The 19,595-nt window shown below is 46.3% G+C and carries 14 protein-coding genes and 3 pseudogenes; 6 read left to right on the top strand and 11 right to left on the bottom strand.

All coding sequences use genetic code 11. From position 1 onward, the window contains the following. The first annotated feature begins 75 nt into the window (after window positions 1-75). Complete coding sequence (locus J5O05_RS09465; RefSeq protein WP_208841857.1) at window positions 76-924, top strand: diacylglycerol/lipid kinase family protein; 849 nt, start codon at window positions 76-78, stop codon at window positions 922-924. A gap of 66 nt (window positions 925-990) precedes the next feature. Here J5O05_RS09465 and J5O05_RS09460 read toward each other — a convergent pair. Further along, window positions 991-1,906 (bottom strand): annotated as a pseudogene (locus tag J5O05_RS09460) (DMT family transporter). A gap of 138 nt (window positions 1,907-2,044) precedes the next feature. On the opposite strand from J5O05_RS09460, the pseudogene J5O05_RS09455 reads away from it, so the two are divergent. Beyond that, window positions 2,045-3,500 (top strand): annotated as a pseudogene (locus tag J5O05_RS09455) (aminotransferase-like domain-containing protein). 33 nt (window positions 3,501-3,533) lie between these two features. On the opposite strand, the gene J5O05_RS09450 reads toward J5O05_RS09455, so the two are convergent. From J5O05_RS09450 to J5O05_RS09435, 4 genes are all read right to left on the bottom strand, one after another. Beyond that, window positions 3,534-6,173, bottom strand: a complete 2,640-nt coding sequence (locus tag J5O05_RS09450) for an ExeM/NucH family extracellular endonuclease (RefSeq protein ID WP_208841856.1) — start codon at window positions 6,171-6,173, stop codon at window positions 3,534-3,536. A 218-nt stretch (window positions 6,174-6,391) separates the two neighbouring features. Continuing rightward, window positions 6,392-6,841: a c-type cytochrome gene (locus J5O05_RS09445; protein ID WP_208841855.1), complete on the bottom strand. Its 450-nt coding sequence runs from the start codon at window positions 6,839-6,841 to the stop codon at window positions 6,392-6,394. Window positions 6,842-6,879: 38 nt separating this feature from the next. Continuing rightward, on the bottom strand, window positions 6,880-7,347 hold the full coding sequence (locus J5O05_RS09440; protein WP_208841854.1) for a DUF2721 domain-containing protein: 468 nt from the start codon (window positions 7,345-7,347) through the stop codon (window positions 6,880-6,882). Window positions 7,348-7,349: 2 nt separating this feature from the next. Beyond that, window positions 7,350-7,844 carry a TlpA family protein disulfide reductase gene (locus tag J5O05_RS09435; protein WP_208841853.1) on the bottom strand — a complete coding sequence of 165 codons (495 nt, stop codon included), beginning with the start codon at window positions 7,842-7,844 and terminating at the stop codon, window positions 7,350-7,352. A 58-nt stretch (window positions 7,845-7,902) separates the two neighbouring features. Here J5O05_RS09435 and J5O05_RS09430 point away from each other — a divergent pair, with 58 nt between their 5' ends. Beyond that, window positions 7,903-8,328, top strand: a complete 426-nt coding sequence (locus J5O05_RS09430; protein ID WP_208841852.1) for a YqaA family protein — start codon at window positions 7,903-7,905, stop codon at window positions 8,326-8,328. A 2-nt stretch (window positions 8,329-8,330) separates the two neighbouring features. On the opposite strand, the gene folX is transcribed toward J5O05_RS09430, so the two are convergent. The 3 genes from folX to folM are packed head-to-tail and all read right to left on the bottom strand — an operon-like array spanning window position 8,331 to window position 9,983. After that, window positions 8,331-8,696, bottom strand: coding sequence for a dihydroneopterin triphosphate 2'-epimerase (gene folX / locus J5O05_RS09425; protein WP_208841851.1), 366 nt, complete (start codon window positions 8,694-8,696; stop codon window positions 8,331-8,333). A 9-nt stretch (window positions 8,697-8,705) separates the two neighbouring features. Next, complete coding sequence (gene folE / locus J5O05_RS09420) at window positions 8,706-9,260, bottom strand: GTP cyclohydrolase I FolE (RefSeq protein ID WP_208841850.1); 555 nt, start codon at window positions 9,258-9,260, stop codon at window positions 8,706-8,708. Between the two features lie 15 nt (window positions 9,261-9,275). After that, the gene (gene folM / locus J5O05_RS09415; protein ID WP_208841849.1) at window positions 9,276-9,983 is read right to left on the bottom strand and encodes a dihydromonapterin reductase; all 708 of its coding nucleotides are present in this window, start codon (window positions 9,981-9,983) and stop codon (window positions 9,276-9,278) included. A 135-nt stretch (window positions 9,984-10,118) separates the two neighbouring features. On the opposite strand from folM, the gene J5O05_RS09410 reads away from it, so the two are divergent. Next, window positions 10,119-11,021, top strand: a complete 903-nt coding sequence (locus J5O05_RS09410) for a sulfite exporter TauE/SafE family protein (RefSeq protein ID WP_244369528.1) — start codon at window positions 10,119-10,121, stop codon at window positions 11,019-11,021. Window positions 11,022-11,104: 83 nt separating this feature from the next. On the opposite strand, the gene nadE is transcribed toward J5O05_RS09410, so the two are convergent. Genes nadE through J5O05_RS09395 form a run of 3 tightly spaced genes read right to left on the bottom strand, consistent with a single transcriptional unit; the run spans window position 11,105 to window position 15,979 of the window. After that, window positions 11,105-11,941: an ammonia-dependent NAD(+) synthetase gene (gene nadE / locus J5O05_RS09405; protein ID WP_208841847.1), complete on the bottom strand. Its 837-nt coding sequence runs from the start codon at window positions 11,939-11,941 to the stop codon at window positions 11,105-11,107. 56 nt (window positions 11,942-11,997) lie between these two features. Then, window positions 11,998-12,627: a YceH family protein gene (locus J5O05_RS09400; RefSeq protein ID WP_208841846.1), complete on the bottom strand. Its 630-nt coding sequence runs from the start codon at window positions 12,625-12,627 to the stop codon at window positions 11,998-12,000. A gap of 13 nt (window positions 12,628-12,640) precedes the next feature. After that, the gene (locus J5O05_RS09395; RefSeq protein WP_208841845.1) at window positions 12,641-15,979 is read right to left on the bottom strand and encodes an ATP-binding protein; all 3,339 of its coding nucleotides are present in this window, start codon (window positions 15,977-15,979) and stop codon (window positions 12,641-12,643) included. A gap of 312 nt (window positions 15,980-16,291) precedes the next feature. Here J5O05_RS09395 and J5O05_RS09390 point away from each other — a divergent pair. Together J5O05_RS09390 and J5O05_RS09385 are read left to right on the top strand one after the other, a co-directional pair. Then, window positions 16,292-18,586, top strand: a pseudogene (locus J5O05_RS09390) (penicillin acylase family protein). A 93-nt stretch (window positions 18,587-18,679) separates the two neighbouring features. Beyond that, window positions 18,680-19,546, top strand: coding sequence for an MBL fold metallo-hydrolase (locus J5O05_RS09385; protein WP_208841844.1), 867 nt, complete (start codon window positions 18,680-18,682; stop codon window positions 19,544-19,546). The last annotated feature ends 49 nt before the right edge of the window (window positions 19,547-19,595 follow it).

The raw sequence follows: 19,595 nt of genomic DNA, 5'->3' as shown, positions 1-19,595 counted from the left end.
ATAGAGGTTTTTGTTGTTTTTTATTTCGGTATGCAGGTTTTTTGATTAATTATTCATATTAGTTGTATTTGTATAATGGCAGAATTTTTAGTGGTGTATAAGCCCAGCAGTGGCCGCCAAGCACAAAAGCACCTCCAGTGGTTAAAAAGACAAGAACAAAAACACCAAATCACTTGGCTGTGGTATGGCACAACGGGGGAATTTGAAACGGATTGTCAAACCATTCGCTTACTAGCTAACACCGTGACCCAAGTTATTGTGATAGGCGGTGATGGGACATTGCATTTGGTGGTGAATGCGACAGTAGACATGCCCTGTCGCCTCGCTTTACTCCCCGCAGGCACGGGAAATGATTTCGCTAGGCAGTTTCCATTTTCAGAGGCGCAGTGGCGCGACACGGTGTTCAGCGACAAGACACAGAGGATGGATCTTGGAAAAGTTGGCGGATGCTATTTTCATAACATTGGTGGCGTTGGCTTTAATGCTGCGGTGGTCGAAGCCCTTAGCGTTAAAAACAAGCGTCATCCCCTAAGTTATGTTACTGCCGGCTTAAGCCAGCTTTTCTGCTTCGCAGGCGTGTCACTTGAACTGGATGGTCGTAATGCTGTGCCAACCATGATGCTAGTGGTGGCAAATGGGCGATATTTTGCAGCGGGTCTGCGCCCTGCTCCGAACAACGATAATCAAGATGGACAGTTTGAGCTGCTGTTGTTTAAAGGGTGCAAAGGTTGGCAACGTGTGGCGTCGTTTGTCGGCATGCTGCTGCAGTTCCACACATCGCTCCCATTTGTGGAATCGTGGAACAGCGAGTCGATTACCGTGCGCACAGTCGGGTTACCCATTGAGGCTGATGGTGAGTTGGTTGGGATGACGCCTGCAACGTTTGAATGTCTCCCTGAAAAACTTCAGTTAGCGGTGCTATAGCCGTTATATCCCTTTGAGTTTGTGAACGTGAAAAGGTGCAATCCTTTGCACCTTTTTGAGCAAGGTTTACCTTGCTACTGGGGAAAGGGGGCGGAAATGCGCTTTGATGCGTTCAATGGGGGTCAGGACGAGTGCATTACCAAGTAATACCAACGTAAATCCAAGAAACGTATGACTTTGCCATTCGAAGCCTTCAAATAATGTGCTTAATGTCACCGCAACGAATGGAAACAGAACAATGACGTAACTGGCTTTTTCAGGACCAATGCCTTTGAGGAGATGGAAATAGCATGCAAACGCGATGACCGTACCAAATACGGCTAAGTAACCAAGCGATAGCCAGTAGCTACTTTGCGCGTGCACGACGAACGACTCTCCGCTGATGAGGACGTACAAACCAAGCATTACACCGCTATACAGCATGCCCCAAGCATTGCCTTGCAACACGCCTATTTGCGCGTTGGAATTGCGTACGCTGACCATGTTACCCAACGAAGCGCATACCGTGCCGACTAGCGCGAGTATAAGACCGATCAGTGCACCGTTTTCTAAATCGAACGTTTTCAGATCATGCCAGAACAAGCTCACAATGCCGAGCACACCAATACCCGCACCAAAATAGATTCGTTTTGCAATAGGCTTTTTGAAGAACAGTTTGGTATTGAGAATGTTAAACACCAACAACAGTGAGAACGCAATGGATGCCATAGCGGACGTCAAGTAGCCTTGAGTCCCAATACAGAAAGAGATAGTTCAAACCGAAGTTGCCCAATGCCAACAGCATGAAATAACTATGGTCGACCAAACTAAAACGCATTGGTAATTTTTTCACAACAACAAACGCCCACATGCAGGCCGCAGCAATTGAAAATCGATAGAATAAGCTCACCACTTCGTTAACTTCACCTAACTGAAATTCAATGGCGAGCCATGTGGAACCCCAAATTAATACGGTGGTGAGATAAAGTACTGCATTTTTCATGATGTCTTCTCGGTTGAGTTGGTAAGTATAAACTTACTATTTGCTTCTGGTCTGGTTATTGGTTAGTTTAAGTAAATAATCTGTATATACCATATACAGAATTATGGATTTTCAACCTATACAGATTGAGAGGTCGAGATGAGTTTGGCGATTGGACGGGAAGAGAAAGGGTATTTATACCAACAAGTCATCAACTTAATTCAAACGATGTCTGAACAAGGAACGCTGCAACCAGGCGATAAACTCCCATCGTCGCGTATCTTAGCGAATAATTTGAGTGTCAGTATTCCTACGGTAAAACAGGCTTATCAAGCCTTAGAGTCTCAAGGAAAGATAGTGGCCCGTGAAAAATCGGGGTATTTCCTTGTGGCAAAATCCAGAAATGCCGTACAGCCTAAAAAAGCCAAACTGGTCAATAAACCTCTACAAGTCAACAAGCAAGGTCTTATAGAACAAGTCTATCAAGCCATTCATGCTCCAGACATGATCCCATTTGGGATAGCGAATCCGGTTGCCGTGGCCAGTACCGATAAAATGTTGGCAAAACTTATGCGCAAAGCGATGCAGCAAGCAGGGCAACGTGCCATCAACTATGGTGCGATGGATGGACTGGCTGCGCTCAAAAAGCAAATCGTGCATCGCTACTTAGACATGGGTTTGCTGGTTGAGCAAAATGAAATGGTGATCACCAATGGCGCACAAGAGGCGCTTGCCATCGCTTTGCAGTGCGTCACCAACCCTGGAGACGTAGTGGCGATTGAATCACCTTGCTATTTTGGCATCGTTGAGCTGGTTGAAAACTTGGGAACTCAAAGCGATTGAAATTCCGCTTTGCCCTGAAGAAGGGGTATGGTTGTCCGATTTGGAGCAAGCCCTTGAAAAACATCCTATTAAGGCCTGCTTATTTTCGACGAGCATAAATAATCCATTAGGGAGTTGTATGCCGGAAAATAAGCGGGAACAACTCGTGCACTTGCTGGACCGTTTTCAAGTGACGCTGATAGAAGATGATGTTTATGGTGAGCTGCATTTTGGCTCGGAGCGTGGTCTACCCGCGATGAAATACGCCAAACCAGAACGTGTGTTGACGTGTGCATCGTTTTCCAAAACAGCCGCACCAAGCTACCGGATCGGGTGGTTGATTGCAGGACTCCATGCAGAAAAGGCGCGACGTATTAAGCGTGCTTTGAGTTGTTCGTCTTCGCTCATGAATCAATGGGTGTTGGCCGACTATCTTGCCAGTGGTGAGTTTGATCGTCATCTCAAATTGCTACGGCAACGTTTATTGACTAATAAAAACAAAATGCGACAGGTCCTTATCGAAACCTTTCCGGCCGACGTGTTAATTAGCGATCCGCAAGGCGGTTGTGTGTTTTGGCTCGACTTAGGAAAGCACTACGATGGCACTCGCTTGTTTCACTTAGCGCTTGAGAATGGCATCAGTTTGACGCCGGGCAGTCTCTTTAGCGCTGGGCAAAAATACCAGAACTGTGTGCGCTTAAGCTTTGGCATTCCGTGGACGGCTGAAGTGGAGAATGCAGTTCGAACCCTTGGGACTTTAGTTCGTCTGGCGCGTAAAGAAAAGGCGGTGTAAACACCGCCTACATGTCATACCTAATGGTATTAATTATGGTTTTACCGCACTGTATTTCACTGTTACGTTACCGAATGGTAAGTAACCTGATACTTGGATAAACCATTTACCTGCTTTTGGTTCAGCAAATTCACACACGTCTACGTTACCGAATTTAGCCGATAGACAGTCGTAACGGAATAAGCTTGGTGCGCTACCTTGTTTTACTTTTAAGTTAGCATCACCCCAACCACCAGTGACTTCAATCTTCAGATTTTGGTAGCCTTCTGGAACGTCGATTTTGAAGTTCTTTGGCCAGAACCAACCACCTACATTTGTAAACTCACCGCTCCATACTTCTGGCTCTGGCGCAGGTGGCGTGGTGTTCAGTTCTACAACAACAGGGTCGTGATCTGATGCACGGTAAGCGTTGTCTGCATAGAGGCTCGCTTTCAATGCGTCTGATTTATATTCTGTGTTGTAATCAAGAGCAACGGGTTCGTCCGCGTTGATTGACCAGTGTGTTGCTGCAACGACTTTTTCCATCATTGAATCAGACGCCAGTGCATGGTCAAGGCTACCAATACGTGCCGCGTAGTTGTATGAGTAACCTTGTGTATTACCATCAAGTTGTTCGACTACTGACTTTAAGCCTTTATCCGCAAATGCACGAAGTGGATCTTCCATTGCGTAAGAGTTCAAGTCACCAACCACAATTGTATCTGTGTCTTCGACACCCGTTGGGTTTGTCGCTAACCAATCTGCAAGCGTGTTTGCCGCTGTCGTGCGTGTTACGCTCCAACAACCTTGACCGTCACCTGTGTCTTTATCGCCATCAGTCGCTTTTGTACAGCTGCCTTTTGAACGAAGGTGCGCAACAGCCATGGTGAAGACTTCTTCTGTGTTCGTTACTTTGAACGTTTGTACGACTGGTGGGCGGTTACCGTAATCGAACGGCACCATTTCGGTAAATGCAGGAGTACCAACTTCAGCCACTTTGTTGGCGCGATAGATTAGGGCAGAGGTAATTGCATCGCCACCAATTTTTTCTGCATTGAAATTAACAAACTGGTAGGTGTCAGTGCTTTGTGCATTCAGAGCAGTAACTAGGTCTGCAATCGCGCTAAGATCAGAGAAACCATCGTTTTCAATTTCAAGTAGGCCGATGACATCCGCGTCTAATGCAAGAATTGCAGAAACAATCTTCGCTTTTTGACGTGCAAATTCTTCTTCGCTTGATGCGCCTCGGCTTGTTGGGAAGCCAGCGCCTTGACCATCACCATTGAAGTAGTTCAAGACGTTGAATGAGGCGATACGTAAATCACCACGAGTTTCAACAACAGGTGCTTCAGTACGTGGGTTGGTGTTCGTGAAAATAGGTTCAACAGTTGGGTGTAGACGGTATTTGCTGAAGCTGTACGTGATCACACCTTCTAGGTTATCCGCAGTGTCGCCCAGGCGAAGTGTGTTGTACGCATCTAGGCCAGGCGCTGGGTAGCGAATTGGCTCTAAATTTTGTTTTGTTGAACCATCATCAAGCAAAATTTCTTTTGTTGCGTTGGCAGCTTCAATAGCGCGAGCTGCATCACCTGGCAGAGCAACTTGTGTGCTTTGATATAAACGCTCGGTTGCAAGTGCCACTTCACCGTAACGCGCTAGACCGTACGTATCAACGACTTTCAGTGATTGATTGATAGTCACTAACATACCTTCAAACGGCTCTAAGTTGTCGTTCGGAAGAGTAAGGAGTGTTGGTGCAACAGAACCTGTGCCGCATACTTCTAGTGCTTCGATGTCACCTAATTGAGTTGCATCGTAATATTCTTGTACTTTCGCACGTACGCGTACACGGTCACCTACGTTTACGTCAGTACCATTGTAGTAAACGAAAATACCTTCAGATGTTAGTGCATCACCATCTTGCTCTGACTGAGGGTGTTGCATGAAGAAGCCTTTCAATTGGTCATCGCTTTGTAGGTCAGACGTTACTACGGCTTCAACAATGACGATTTGGTCTTTCAATGGACTTGCTGTACCCGCACCTTGGATAGTGTGAATAGCTGTCGCTTCTGCACCACATACTAGCGGTTCAACAGGTGGTTCTACTGGTGGCTCAACAGGTGGTTCAGTCGTTGTAGAGCCTTCGTGTTGACCAATGTTTGAGAAATCATCGATGTCGAATTGCGTCCAATCAGCACTTGGGTCAAACGTGCCATCAAGATCTGTACGAGGCGCAGAGGCTTTATTACGGCGTAATGTTTGGTTTTGCGTTTTTACGCCATTAACCATCCAGTAGCTACCTGGATCTTCGCCACGTTTGCCAAGGCTATCGATAACCGTATCACCTTGCATAATCGCAACTGCGTCATCACCGTTAAACCAAGAACCTGAATTGATCAGTTGTGCTTTTTCTAATAGCGCAGGTGCAGAGTCATTGTCCACAATTACATAAGTTTGGTTTGCCGCAAGTTGGCCTTCCAGTGCAATCGTATTACCTGCTGCCGTATTACCATTGAAGAAAAATTGCAGTTGGTATTGAGTCAAATCAACCGCGTCAGTGCCGTTGTTGTAGATCTCAATCGCTTTGTTATTTGATGAGCCTTCAACGTACTCGGAAATGAGTAAGTTTGCAGAGGCAGGAAGCGTAGCAAGCGCCATACTCCAAGCCAAAGGCTTAAGTGTTGTTTTTAACATTTTTTTATTTTCCCGTGTTTTTTTACCCAAAAATGGGTCGATAGTGTACGGCGGGGATATTACAAAAAAGTTACATAGGAAAGCTATATGTAGGTAAAAATTTAACCAACTTTATTACGGATATTGGTAAAAAATATTTTAAGAATGCGGAGAATATGAGTAATTAATATGCATTAGAAAAATAAAAAGGGGAATTCACCCCTTTTTACAATTGTTGATTATTCTTTAAAACTCTTATGACAATCTTTGCAACCTTTTGCCCAGTTGCCGAAAGCTTTCTTGATAGCACCCTGATCGCCAGTGTCTGCTGCGTCAGCAAGCGCTTGCGCGTACTGTGCAAAATCAGCTGCTTTCTCATCAAACGTCGCACGGTCGCTCCATACCGCAGGCAATGCATCGGTATCACCTTTGTCCGTGCCTTCAGCAAACGCTTCCCAAGGCATTGTTGATAGACGAGCAGCGTTATGTGCACGCGCTTTAAAACGTTCAGCATCAAAAGGGACTTTGCCTTTTAACATGTCGCCCATGTCACCGATTTGGTAACGTAGTAATTGAAATGAGGCTTTACGGTAATCAATCGCATCTTCTGGTTTTTCAAACAGTGAGTTGGCAGAGGCAGCTCCGGTAGATAAAACCGTAAGAACGGCTGCGATAAGCACTTTTTTCATTATGAGATCCTTCAGTTAGTATTCTAAAAAATTACAATTTAATCTTGCGTAAAATCGGCAAATATCATGCCTCGCCTCATACTACGAGTGGCAAGGAAAATTTCCCCTAGCAGGGCAAAAAATGCCGCAATAAGCAGTGCCATGGCGGCAATAAAACAGCTGGCAATGGTGATCCCCAAATCCATCGTATGAAGATGAGAGATAAACAGCATCATTACCACCGAGCACACCAGCAAGGCACTTAAAACACTGGCGCTAAATGCGACGTGAATAAAACGAGACCGTTTTAAGAGCGCACGCATTTCGCGCTGCAACTCTTGCATTTCCGCTTCATCTTGCAGACGTTTAATTCGTTTATCCAGTAAGCGAGCACGGTCCACAATACGGGCTAAGCGGTTAGAAAGTACACCAAGTGTCGCCGCGATTCCAGTGATAAGAAATACAGGTGCAACCGCCGTTTGGATGACTTTTGCCATGGTGAGAATTTGAAGCGCGCTGTTTTCCATGATTACCACTTAATTTGAGAGACCGTATCTGGAGTTTCGCCTATCCATGTGTCAATTACGCGATTCTGCTCATCGAGTAGAATGAGTCGAGGTATCCCCTTATTGGCGTAATGGGAATAAATCGCTTTGTCTGGATCGGCAACGAGCGTGAATGGTACACCAAAACTGTCTTTAAATTCAGAGAGGCTCGCCGTTGATTCTTCTCGGCCTATCGCAATAATCTCGAGTGTTGGGTCACTTATTAGTGGCGAAGCTTTTAGTTCGCGTAATGTGCGCTTGGAATCAGAACACCACGTTGCAAACAACACGATGAGTTTTTTCTTATTTTGGTCAAACGATACCGTGTCACCTTGAATGGAGGTAAGCGTCATATCTTTGAATTTATCGCCTTTTGCAACATAGGTTTCATAACCTTTTGGGTGAGGCGCTGTGCTGCTGCAGGCCGTGGTGCAAAACATCAGGCCTAGCAAGCCGATGGTTAGAATTCGTGATAACATAGTTCCTCCTTTTGAGTTCCATTAAGGCGCATTTAGTGCGTGAAAGCAACCGTTCAAGATGAGTTATTTTTCGTTATTTTTAAGCGCATTACTGTCCGCAACGTTACTGCCGGGGTCTTCTGAAATACTCTTTGGTGTGCTTGTGAATCAAGGGTATTTGGGCGGTTTATTGTGGTTGTCAGCCACGCTTGGGAATGTGTTGGGAAGTGCCGTGAACTACGTCTTAGGTGCACAGGTACAGCGCTTTAAACATGCAAAATGGTTTCCGGTGAGTGAAACTCAATTGGTGAAAGCAGAGCAACAGTTTCAGCGCTTTGGAAAGTGGTCTTTGCTCTTTGCGTGGTTGCCGATAATCGGAGACCCACTCACCTTGTTTGCTGGTGTGATGCGTTTGCCGTTTTGGTGGTTCATTGTGTTAGTGACCGTCGGTAAAGGGATCCGCTACGCGCTGGTGCTGTGGTTTGCACTTCACGTAGCGACGTAACATTATACCTTACGTGTCCAATCTAACGTCAGGGACACTGAGTCGGCAAAACGCAATGCATGCGGCTTATCGACACGTACTCGCGCATAAGTCACACTTGGGTGTACATTGCACTTCGCCAAAATATCTGCAACTAACTTTTCCAATAGTAGGAAATGACCGTCTTCGACGAGCGCAATGACGGCTTTGGTCACCGTTTTGTAATTGAGCGCGTGAGATACTTCATCAGCACTGACGCATTCATAATCCGCTGGATAATGAATTTCGATGTTGATCACCACATCTTGCTTCTTTTCACGTTCGTCAGGGTTAAACCCAATATACGTTCTCAATCGCAAGTTTGTGATGTTAATAATGGCGTTTTGCATCCGCATTCCTTAGCGTTTAACGAGCAACAAAAACTCATTACGTGTTTTTGGGTCATTTCTGAAGTTACCGAGCATGACTGAAGTACGCATTTGCGAATTCTGTTTCTCTACGCCTCGCATCATCATACACATGTGTTTTGCCTCAATGATAACACCGACACCTTTTGCGCCGGTGACTTCTTCGACAGCCTTAGCGATTTGGTGAGTTAGCTGCTCTTGAATTTGGAAGCGCCGAGCAAACATGTCAACGATGCGAGCAAATTTGGACAAGCCAAGCACTTTGCCATTCGGGATATACGCGATATGGCAACGGCCAACGAAAGGCAGTAAATGGTGTTCGCACATCGAATACAGCTCGATATCTTGGATCACCACCATGTCATCGGCATCACTGGTGAAAACCGCGTTGTTGGTTATTTCTTCCAATGTTTGGCGGTAGCCTTTGGTCAAATATTCCATGGCTTTTGCTGCGCGTTTTGGTGTATCTAACAAGCCTTCACGATTTGGATCTTCACCCACGGCTTCGATAATGGCTTTATAACTGTCTTTTAGTTCATTATGCATTTGTTCGTCTCTTACTTATTTTAAGTGTCGTCCACCATCTACGGGGATACTGCGCCCAGTGATGTAACGGCTATTCAGAATTAGCTCTATGCTATTGATGACTTCTTGGCATCCCGGTTCAATGCCCATCAAGGATTTCTTCAATGTTTTTGCTTTGTAATCCGGTGTGTCGTGTTCGTTAAAAATGATCAGAGAAGGCGCGATGGCATTCACTTTTATTTTTGGCGCAAAGCGCGCACTGAAAGAGCGCGTCATGTTATCCAGAGCAGCCTTGCTAGCTGCATAGGCGATGTGTTTTGGGCTACCTTTCTCAACGACATAGTCGGTAATGTGAATGATGTCCGCGATGCCGTCATGGGCTTCTAGGTAATCTACAAGCCCTAAATTCAGTAAATAAGGTAATTTAGCGTGAATACGCATCATGTTGTCAAACAGTGTGGCCCAGTCTGCATTGAGTTCTTCGCAATCCCAACTGGATGCATTGTGGACAATCGCTCGAAGCGAGGTGCAATGTTGTTGAACGCGACTAACCAATTGCGCGATGTCTTCATCAGTACGAATATCCGCTGGTAAACAAATAGCGCCGGCAGCTTCAAGAGTATCAATGGCCTCGTGTCGAGTACGATAGGTGACGATGACCGGAACATGTTCAGCAATGAGGTGTTGGGCAAGCGCAAGTCCAATTCGCTGTGCGCCCCCTGTGATCAAAACAGGTGAACTCATGGGTATTGATTTTCCATCCTAATAAAGTGCTTGGCTAACTATAACGCAAACCGCTAACATGTTTCAGCCTTTACGATGAGAATTGAGCGAGCGATCACTTCTCTATTTTCCAGTGTTGTTACTACCGAGGTTAGTGTGAAACGCTACGTAGTTCATCCTATTTTTTCAGTGAGTTGGTTGCCGTTTTGGTTGATTGTTGCGGTTTATAGCACGCTGGTTTTTCACCAAGGGTTGCAAAGTGCGCTATTAAGTATTGCCCATGAATGGCAAATGGCGCTGACGATGGCATTCGGCTCCTTTGTTGCCGGTGGTACGGCACTGGGTGGAGGCGCGGTTGCGTTCCCCGTTATGACCAAGTTGCTTCACATCGACCCAGCTACGGCCAAAGTTTTTTCTTTGGCTATTCAAAGTTTTGGAATGACTGCAGCGACCATCACGATTTTATGTCGGCGGATCCCCGTGTACGGTAATGTGGTGTTAATGGCATTACCAATGGCGGCACTTGGGGTGATCGGGAGTTTGTTATTTATCGCGCCTCATGCACCGAGATTGCTGACCAAAAGTATTTTTAGTGTATTACTGCTCTGCTTTGCGATTACGCTTATCTATCGCTGGTGGCGAAAAGCCCATCATCTCCCCGATCACGTTCGAATTGACCCAAAACCGCTTCGATTTATGTTGGTCGCGGGGTTTGGTGGAATTGCCAGTGGTTTAGTCGGCTCAGGCGCTGACATAGCGATCTTCGCCCTGTTGGTCTTAGCCTATCAAGCTGACGTTAAACGGGCGACAGCCACATCGGTGGTCATCATGGCATTTACTTCGATAGTGGGGAGTGTTCTCAATGCCTTGTATTTAAAAACAATTACCGCGGAAATTAGCGCCTATCTGTATGCTGCAATTCCCATCGTGGTGATTGGCGCTCCATTGGGTGCCTACGTATGCGCAAAGCTAAAAGTAGCTAGCTTAGTGAGTTTTCTGCTCGTGCTCATCTCACTTGAAGTGGGTTTTACCAGCTATGAGTTATATCGATCATTCTAATCCCATGCGGCAAAACCACTGTGCTGTAAAAAACAAAAAGCACCTTTAGGTGCTTTTTGTTTCATTCAACGTAGACGACAGCGCTATTGCTCGTCGTAGATCGTTGGAATTGGTTGACGTTTGTGCTGCGTGCGTAGGTAAATCGCAACCAACTTCTCGGTTACGTAATCTGGCACGTCTTTGCCCTCAAGGAAATCATCAATTTGGTCATAGCTTAGACCCAGTGCATCCTCATCAGCAAGCCCAGGTCGATTGTCTTCTAAATCAGCGGTAGGCGTTTTGTGCACTAAGCTTGTTGGCGCACCAAGATGTGCAGCCAGTGCGCGAACTTGACGCTTAGATAGACCAAAGAGTGGCGCTAAGTCACATGCACCGTCACCAAATTTCGTGTAAAAACCGGTGATGTTTTCAGCACTGTGATCTGTTCCAACCACGAGGCCTTGCGTCAGGCCCGCAATTTCGTATTGCGCGACCATGCGTTGACGCGCTTTTACATTGCCTTTAATGAAATCCACTAGGTGTTCAGCAGGCAACGAGAGTTGTCCACCGGCCATCGCGGCAAGCGCTTGTTCATGCATGGCATCGGCAGCAGGCTTGATGTTGACGGTTAGGCGTTGACTTGGTTGGATAAAGTCGACCGCAAGTTGTGCCTCGTCTTCATCCGCTTGCACGCCGTACGGCAAACGCATCGCGATGAATTGATATTGCACCTCAGCTTGTGCGGCATTCAGTTCATTGACGGCTAGTTGGCAAAGACGACCACACGTTGATGAATCGACACCACCGCTGATCCCAAGCACTAAGGTTCTGCAACCCGATGAAGTGAGTCGTTGCTTGATAAAATGAACGCGTCTTTCGACCTCGAATGCAACGTTGATCTCAGGCTGAACTTTCATTTCAGCCAAAATAGCAGCACGCATGGTGGCTCCTCTTTGCCATAATGTTTTTTATTATTATGTGGATATTAACGATGAAATTAAAGACCCAAATGCTGCTTAATTTGTCGCAATTCGGCTTTAACTTCCTCAATTTCACGCAGTAACGCTTCAATCTCGTGCGTACTCGAAATTTCCGTGTGTCCAGCAGAGGGCATTTCACTGTTGCCAATGTAAACATCACTGCTTAATGTGTGCGCATAGCGCGCTTCACGTTGCCCGGGGGCTTTATCTAATAACTGCACGTGTCCCGCCGAAATTAAATTGTTCAACTCGTTCTCTACCTGCTGTACATCTTTAAATTCGGCTAGACGCGTACTGCGAGTACGCAGCTCACCTGGCGTTTGTGCACCGCGAAGGAATAATAAGCAAAGAATGGCGACTTGCTGAGTTGTCAGTGTTAATTTCGCGAACTCACCTTGGCATAGACGCTGACGATATTTTTGGACGCGGCTTCCAACGGACTCTACGACGACTAAACGTTGGTCGATTAATCCGTCCAGTGTGTCTAACACCGCTTGTTCACTAACACTGAGCACTGGTTCGCGATTGGTTTTTTGATTGCAAGCGGTGGTAAGCGCATTTAGCGAAAGTGGATAAATGTCTGGTGTGGTGATGGACTTTTCAATTAGACATCCAAGAATGCGCTGTTCGAGTTGATTGAGTTCCATATTCAAAATACCTCTATGAATTGGTTGTTATTCTAGTTGGGCTAACGGGCGATGCTTGGCGAATCCATTGGGCGATAGCGGCTTTCAGGGAATCAAACTGCAGTGGTTTACTTAAATACGCATCCATGCCAGCAGCCAAACATTTTTCTTTATCGCCCACCATAGCATTCGCCGTCAAGGCGATGATTGCAATAGATTTTGCATGTTCTCCCGCTTCACCGCGGCGAATCCGAGAAGTTGCTTCGTAGCCATCCATCTCGGGCATTTGGCAATCCATTAACACCAAATCAAATGAATGGTCCGCCGCCAATATTTGTAGTGCTGCCACACCGTGTTCTACCACACTGACCGTTAGGCCCATTTTGGTCAGTAAACTGGTGGCAACGATTTGATTGACCTTGTTGTCTTCGACGAGCAGCACGTGTCCGTGCAGCACGCTGTCCGACTGAGTTTGTAACTCAGGTTCTCCGTAGTACAACATCAGCGCGTTTGCTGGTGTGAGTGGATAAAGCATGTCTAAGGCAGGTTTTAGATCTTGCCAGAGTAACGCTTGGCTATGTTCCGAGGTCGATATTTTTGCAAACGCTAACTGACGGGAGGTTATGGTGTGTTTCAGCGATGCGGTGTCTTGTGACTCGATTAACATAACGGGGTCGAGGATTAGCAATGATTGAGACGTTGGATTGGCTTGTAAATGCTGTAGTAGGTGGGTCATGTCATGATAAAGGGTCGTTTTAATGTGCCAAGGAGCAAGCACGTGGCGCATAGACGTTGTGGCAACATGATCAGGAACAAGCAACACGAGTTCAAGCGCATCATTGTCGATAGGCTCTATCGCGACAGGCTCTTTTAGCACGATGTAAAACGTGAACGTGCTACCAATGTTTAGTTTGCTGTAAGCACTGAGCGATCCGCCAAGCAGCTCACACAATTGACTGGCGATTGAAAGCCCAAGTCCCGTCCCCCCGTATTTTCGAGTAGTCGAGCTATCGGCTTGGGTGAACGAATCAAAAATAGTGGCTAGCTTTTCTTTGGCAATACCAATTCCGGTGTCTTCTACACTGCACCATAAACGTGTTTCATCGGCATTTTGTTCGCTGTAACACGTAAGAATTATCTTCCCTTGTTCCGTAAATTTGACGGCATTACTTAACAAGTTATTGAGGACTTGGCGTAATCGATGCGGGTCGGTTTTCGCTTGGGCGATTTGCAAGTTGCGGCAATCGAACTCCAATAAGGTTTGTTTTTCTTCGGCTTTTAACGCAAAAGATTCAATTGTTTCACTGAGCAGCGAAACGAGATCCACGTCCACATGATCTATTTCTACTTTACCGGCTTCGATTTTAGAAAAGTCGAGAATATCATTAATAATCGTCAACAGAGATTCAGCCGAACTTTGAGCTAGATGAATTTGATGGCGTTGTGACGAGGTCAGTTCGGTTTGTTGTAATACGGTCATCATCCCCAAAATGCCATTCATTGGCGTGCGGATCTCATGGCTCATGCTCGCTAAAAATTCCGCTTTCATTTTTGCGGATTGTTCGGCGAGTTCCTTTTGAACGAGCGCCAATTGTTTCGATTTCAGCGTTTCTTTATTCGCATATAAACTCCCAAGTACAACCGCCAATGCCTTTATGAATCGGGTATCACTTGGCGTCCAATTCGGGTTTGGTACATTGTACTCGACGTTTAAAATCCCAACGGCTTTGCCATGATGAACGATGGGGCTGATATACAGTGATTGGATCTCAAAGGGGTTAAGATAGTGTTCTACCAGCGGTTCAGAAATGGCATTTTTACGGGCATCAGGAAGCGCGATCAGTTCTTCTTTTTCTATCGTTTCAAACAATTTTTTAAGCGCATTGGCACGCCATGGGGGAAACTGCTCCCACGCCTTCGCTTTGGTATGGCTAAAGGCAGTGGGGATCAAATGTTGTTTGTTTTCATCAAATAACCAGACCGTTGAGCGCGCAGCAGCTAAGCCACTGCACACGGCATCAGTAATGAGTTGATGGGCGAGATCGAGCTGGTTGCCAAGCAGCGCTTCATGCGTTGTAATTCGTGCGAGTAATTCGTTATGGCGAGCAATCTTGTCATGTTCTAATTCGATTTTTTTGCGCGCATCGATATTTTGCAAAGAACCAACAACTTCGACAGTACGTCCTTTCTCTACGCGAGGAAAAGCTTTTATCGAGATCCAACGCATATTCCCTTTGTCTGTTGTAATTAGGAACTCATCTTCGAACGGCTGTGCAAGCTTGATGGCGCGGTCCATAAACTCTTGAATGCGGCGGCGATGCAACCCTTGTTCAAAAAAATCGACACTGTTAAGCCACCCAGGTTGAAAGTTTGATGGTGTTTCAAAAATGGCTTTGGTGACTTCAGAACAAAAAACTTCCTGCGTGCGCATATCAACGGACCATGCGCCTACCTCTGCGAGGTGGCTCATGGTATTGAGGTGTTGTTCATTGTCTTGGATCTGCTTAATAATGCGATTGAGAAATACAAACGCGGCGGTAAATAAACATAAGAACGTCAGGAGCGTTAAGCGGAATGGCCACAGCGACGCGCTATCCGCCTGCCAGCCGGTTTTTGGGTAAGCGTAGAGTTCCCAGTCTTGTTGATTTGGTAGATTAATTTTCAAGACAAGGGCATCTTTGTTAAGCAAATTTGTCGACCCGAGGAAAAAGCCTTTGTCGTCGTTATTGACGTTGTCTATTTTGCGTAAGCCAACGTTAAATCGGTCCTGCAGTGTTTGAAGGTCAACGGCGTTGTAGAGTTTTTCGATGTCGATAACGACAGATAACAATCCCCAAAACTGATTAGATTCGGTCTCAAACACTGGGACTCTAGCAATGAGCGCCTCGCCGCCTTGGACAAGTTTTAGAGGACCCGCAAGGACGATGGATTTGGAGTTCTTGGCTTGAAGGGCGGCCTCTCGCTGTACCGGCACTTTGTTGTAATCAAGTCCAATTGCTTTTTCATTTCCTTTTAGGGGATACATCCACGTGATGACCATGTCAGGCGCAGCACCGATGTTCCGTAAAATTTGGCTGTGATCAAAAAGAGGAGCCGCGATTTTAGTGAAATTGGCCTGATTCAGATTGTCTTTTTCCGATACAGCAACAGCGAGGCCTCTGACCATTTGCAGATTACTGTTAATTTGGCTCTCTAACTTAGCACGGTAGAGATTGACCTCTTCGTAAGCATCGGTTCGCGCTATTTCTTTGAGACGGTTGATGTTGACTCGGTCAACGAGTACGCCAATAACCGCAATAACAACCAATAGCGTCCAAAATCCGACCCTAAGCGAACGTGCTTTCCTTGGCGAAATGGGCGACGTGAAATGCATGCAACAATAATGATTCCCTATAATGGTTTTACTATAGTTCACCCGCACCGTAAGCGAAAGCCATTTCCAGTAAATCAGCATGCTAATCTTGGATGCTTTTTATATTTCCGTCATGGAGTTATCGGTCAATTTGATATTGAGAAGATGGATATACGTACGTTGTACTACGCTTAAAAGCGAACAGTTTGGGAACAAGCTTGTTCAATTGATTTTCACTCTGTAAGGTGAGATGAGCACGGCTTATTGTCATATTAATTGGCATTGTTGCGCGTAAAATAAACATCATCTTCGTCATGGATAGGAATTATAACTATGTTGAATTGGTTAAAACGGCTGGTCATGCTTGTCATTGCATTGGGTTTGTTGATCACCGCAGTGTGCTATGGAGTGCTGACCCTCAGCTTACCGATGCTTGATGGAACTGGGCGTAGCGATGCAATTGAACACGACGTGGAAATTGGACGAGATGTGCAAGGACAAGCCGTAGTTACGGCAAAGACGCGTCAAGATGCAGCTTATGGTTTGGGGTATGCGCATGGGCAAGATAGGTTCTTTCAAATGGACTTGTTGCGCAGAAATGCGGCGGGCGAACTCAGCGAGTTGTTTGGTGAAGCGGCGGTAAACTTAGATAAGCGCATGCGTTTTCATCAACTTAGAAAGCGAAGCGAGTCTCATCTTGCGCAGCTTACCAGTGGACGACCAAGCCGTTCTGGCGGCATACGCAAGAGGGGCAAACGAAGGTCGCGCACAAACGGGCTATTCAAGTTTTGAATACTTACTAACTGGTGCACCGATAAAAGCGTGGCAACCAGAAGACAGTTTGCTGGTTATTTTTGCGATGTATCTCGATTTGCAAGAAGGCACGTTTCAACGGGACCGAACATTAATCGAACTTGATACCCAATTCGGCTCTGAAATGCGCGCATTCTTAACGCAGCCAAGCCGCTACCAAGCTGCTTTAGATGGCAGTAAGCTCGCGTTATCTGACCAACCTGTGCCGAAATTAAAATCACGAACGCTCACCGCGATGCACCATATCGATACCCCATTAGACATAGGCAGTAACAACTGGGCGGTTACTGGCGCGTTAACTAAAACGGGTGCGGCGATGTTATCTGACGACATGCATTTAAGCTTAAATGTTCCGTCTATTTGGTATCGCGCGCAATTGAATTATCAACAGGATGGTGAAGCGGTACAGGTTACTGGGGTTTCATTGCCGGGTGCGCCTGCAATTGTGGTTGGGACAAATGACGCAATCGCTTGGGGATTCACCAATGGGTATCTCGACACGGCTGATTGGATAGAACTCGATGCTGAGACGAAAACGCAAATCATCAAAGAAGAAATCGCGTTACCAAACGGGCAAGTCTCCCTTTATCCACTTGAAATGAGTGAATTTGGCCCTGTTGAAACCTTTAATGGAAAGCGTTATGCCCTATCTTGGGTCGGCCATCAGCTCTATGCAGTAAACCTAAACCTTTTGAAATTGGAAACCGCACAATCTGCTCAACAAGCAATCGAGTTAGCGCCAAGCATCGGCATTCCAGTGCAAAATCTAATGGTTGTTGACCGTGCAGGTAATGCTGGTTGGACAAATATGGGGGCAGTTCCTAAACGCGCAGAACCGAGCGACATCGCAGTACAAGAACAAGACTACACACCGACATGGCTGCAAAATGAAACGGATAGGCCATCTGTATTAAACCCACAGAGCAACCGATTATGGACGGGGAATTCGCGTGTTGTTGGCGTGTCGGATAATCTTCGTTTTGGGGATGGTGGTTATGCGCTGGGCGCGCGGGCCATGCAAATACGTGACCGCCTTTTTGAATCTAACCAGTTCGCTGAAGATGATTTCAATGCCCTGCAGCATGACAATGAAGCACGTTTTTTAACGCCTTGGCATGAATTGCTGATGTCTACGCTGCAATCGAGTCCAAATGGCGTTGATACCTACCAAGATGACCTGCGCTTTTTACAGAATTGGCAACGGTGTGCCTGTGCAGATTCAGTAGGCTATACACTTGTGGAAGCTTATCGAGGCAAAGTGCTGGATGTCGCGTTTGCCAGTATTGAATCTGCATTACGGCAACAAGGCGGCTCACTTAAACCCATCAAGCGAAATTTAGAACCTGCGATTTGGAAACTGATTGAAGCGCAGCCAAAGTCATGGCTTGGTCAATATGAAAGTTGGGATGCCTTGTTGTTGGATAGTTACCTTCAAGCCAAAGCGGACCTGACTGCCAAACACGGTGTTTCTATGGCAGGATGGTCTTGGGGGAAGTGAACGCGCTGCATGTCCAGCATCCATTTAGTCGACAAATCCCACTATTATCAAAGCTACTCGACATGCCAAAAATGCCGGCATTTGGCGACACGTTTATGCCCGCGGTACAGATGCCGCATTTCGGTGCATCACAACGTTTTATTGCTCAACCAGGACACCTCGACAATGCCACGATGACCATGGCTGGTGGGCAAAGTGGTCACCCACTGTCACCATATTACCGTGCAGGTTTTGAAGAGTACGCGACAGGGGGTACATTGCCGCTGTTACCTGGGGAATTAGAGCATCGATTGACAATTCAAACCACGCAACAATAAAAATGAAAAAGTGGCTGAGGCCACTTTTTTAAACTATTGGGTTGTTTTCCTCGTAGAATGTTAACGCGCACATCATGCATTTGGGAGAAGGAAATGGAACAAATAGTCAGGTGTTTGCTTGTTCTCACGTTAATCTCACCGCCTGCTTTTGCTGAAAAAGTGGTATGGCGAATCGAGACAATAACGTCACACCTACATGTGTTATTCGGCCGTGGCGGGAACATTGCGGTGCACGTCGGAGATGAAGGGGTTTACATCGTCGATGACCAATTTGCGGCGTTGAGCGAGGACATCAAACGCCAAATTAATACCATTCAATCAGGGTTACCTGAATTTGTGATCAATACCCATTTCCATGGTGATCACACTGGTGGAAACGCGCCATTTGCGACGGATGGCAGCCACATAATCGCGCACCATCACGTCCGAGAGAGACTCGAAAGTGCGCATGGCGCGGGGAGCAATGTTTTACCGCGTTTAACCTTCGGTTCAGATTTAACCCTGCATTTTAATAATGAACACGCCGTTATTCAGCATTTTGAACATGCGCACACCGATGGAGACGCAGTGGTATTCTTCACGGTGGCCAATGCCGTTCACATGGGAGACTTGTATTTCAATACCGGAAGTTTGCCGTTTGTCGATGTGGATTCGGGAGGCTCTGTAGACGGCTTGTTAGCTGCTTTGTACACCGTGCATCAACGTATCGGTCCCTCAACGACACTGATCCCCGGCCATGGAGCGCTTGGAAAGAAAGTTGACTTAGAGCAGTATATTGCGCTGATTGAGCGAGCAAAAAAACGGGTTTTAAATGCTATCGCGATACACAAAAGTGAATCCGCAGTGATAGCGTCAGACCCGCTCGATGGGTTAGGACTGGAATACAGTTCATGGCTGCCCAAAGCACGAGTAACGCGATTATTTTACCGAAGCTTGTGTAATGAAGCGTGTTTTAAATAATGGAAATGGGACCTTAACTTACATGAGACACAGGCCCAATTGTTAGACG

The sequence above is a fragment of the Pseudoalteromonas xiamenensis genome, from assembly GCF_017638925.1.
GTDB classification, from domain to species: domain Bacteria; phylum Pseudomonadota; class Gammaproteobacteria; order Enterobacterales; family Alteromonadaceae; genus Pseudoalteromonas; species Pseudoalteromonas xiamenensis.
Note: the sequence above shows the minus strand (reverse complement) of the source record. Positions and strands in the feature narration are given on the sequence as shown.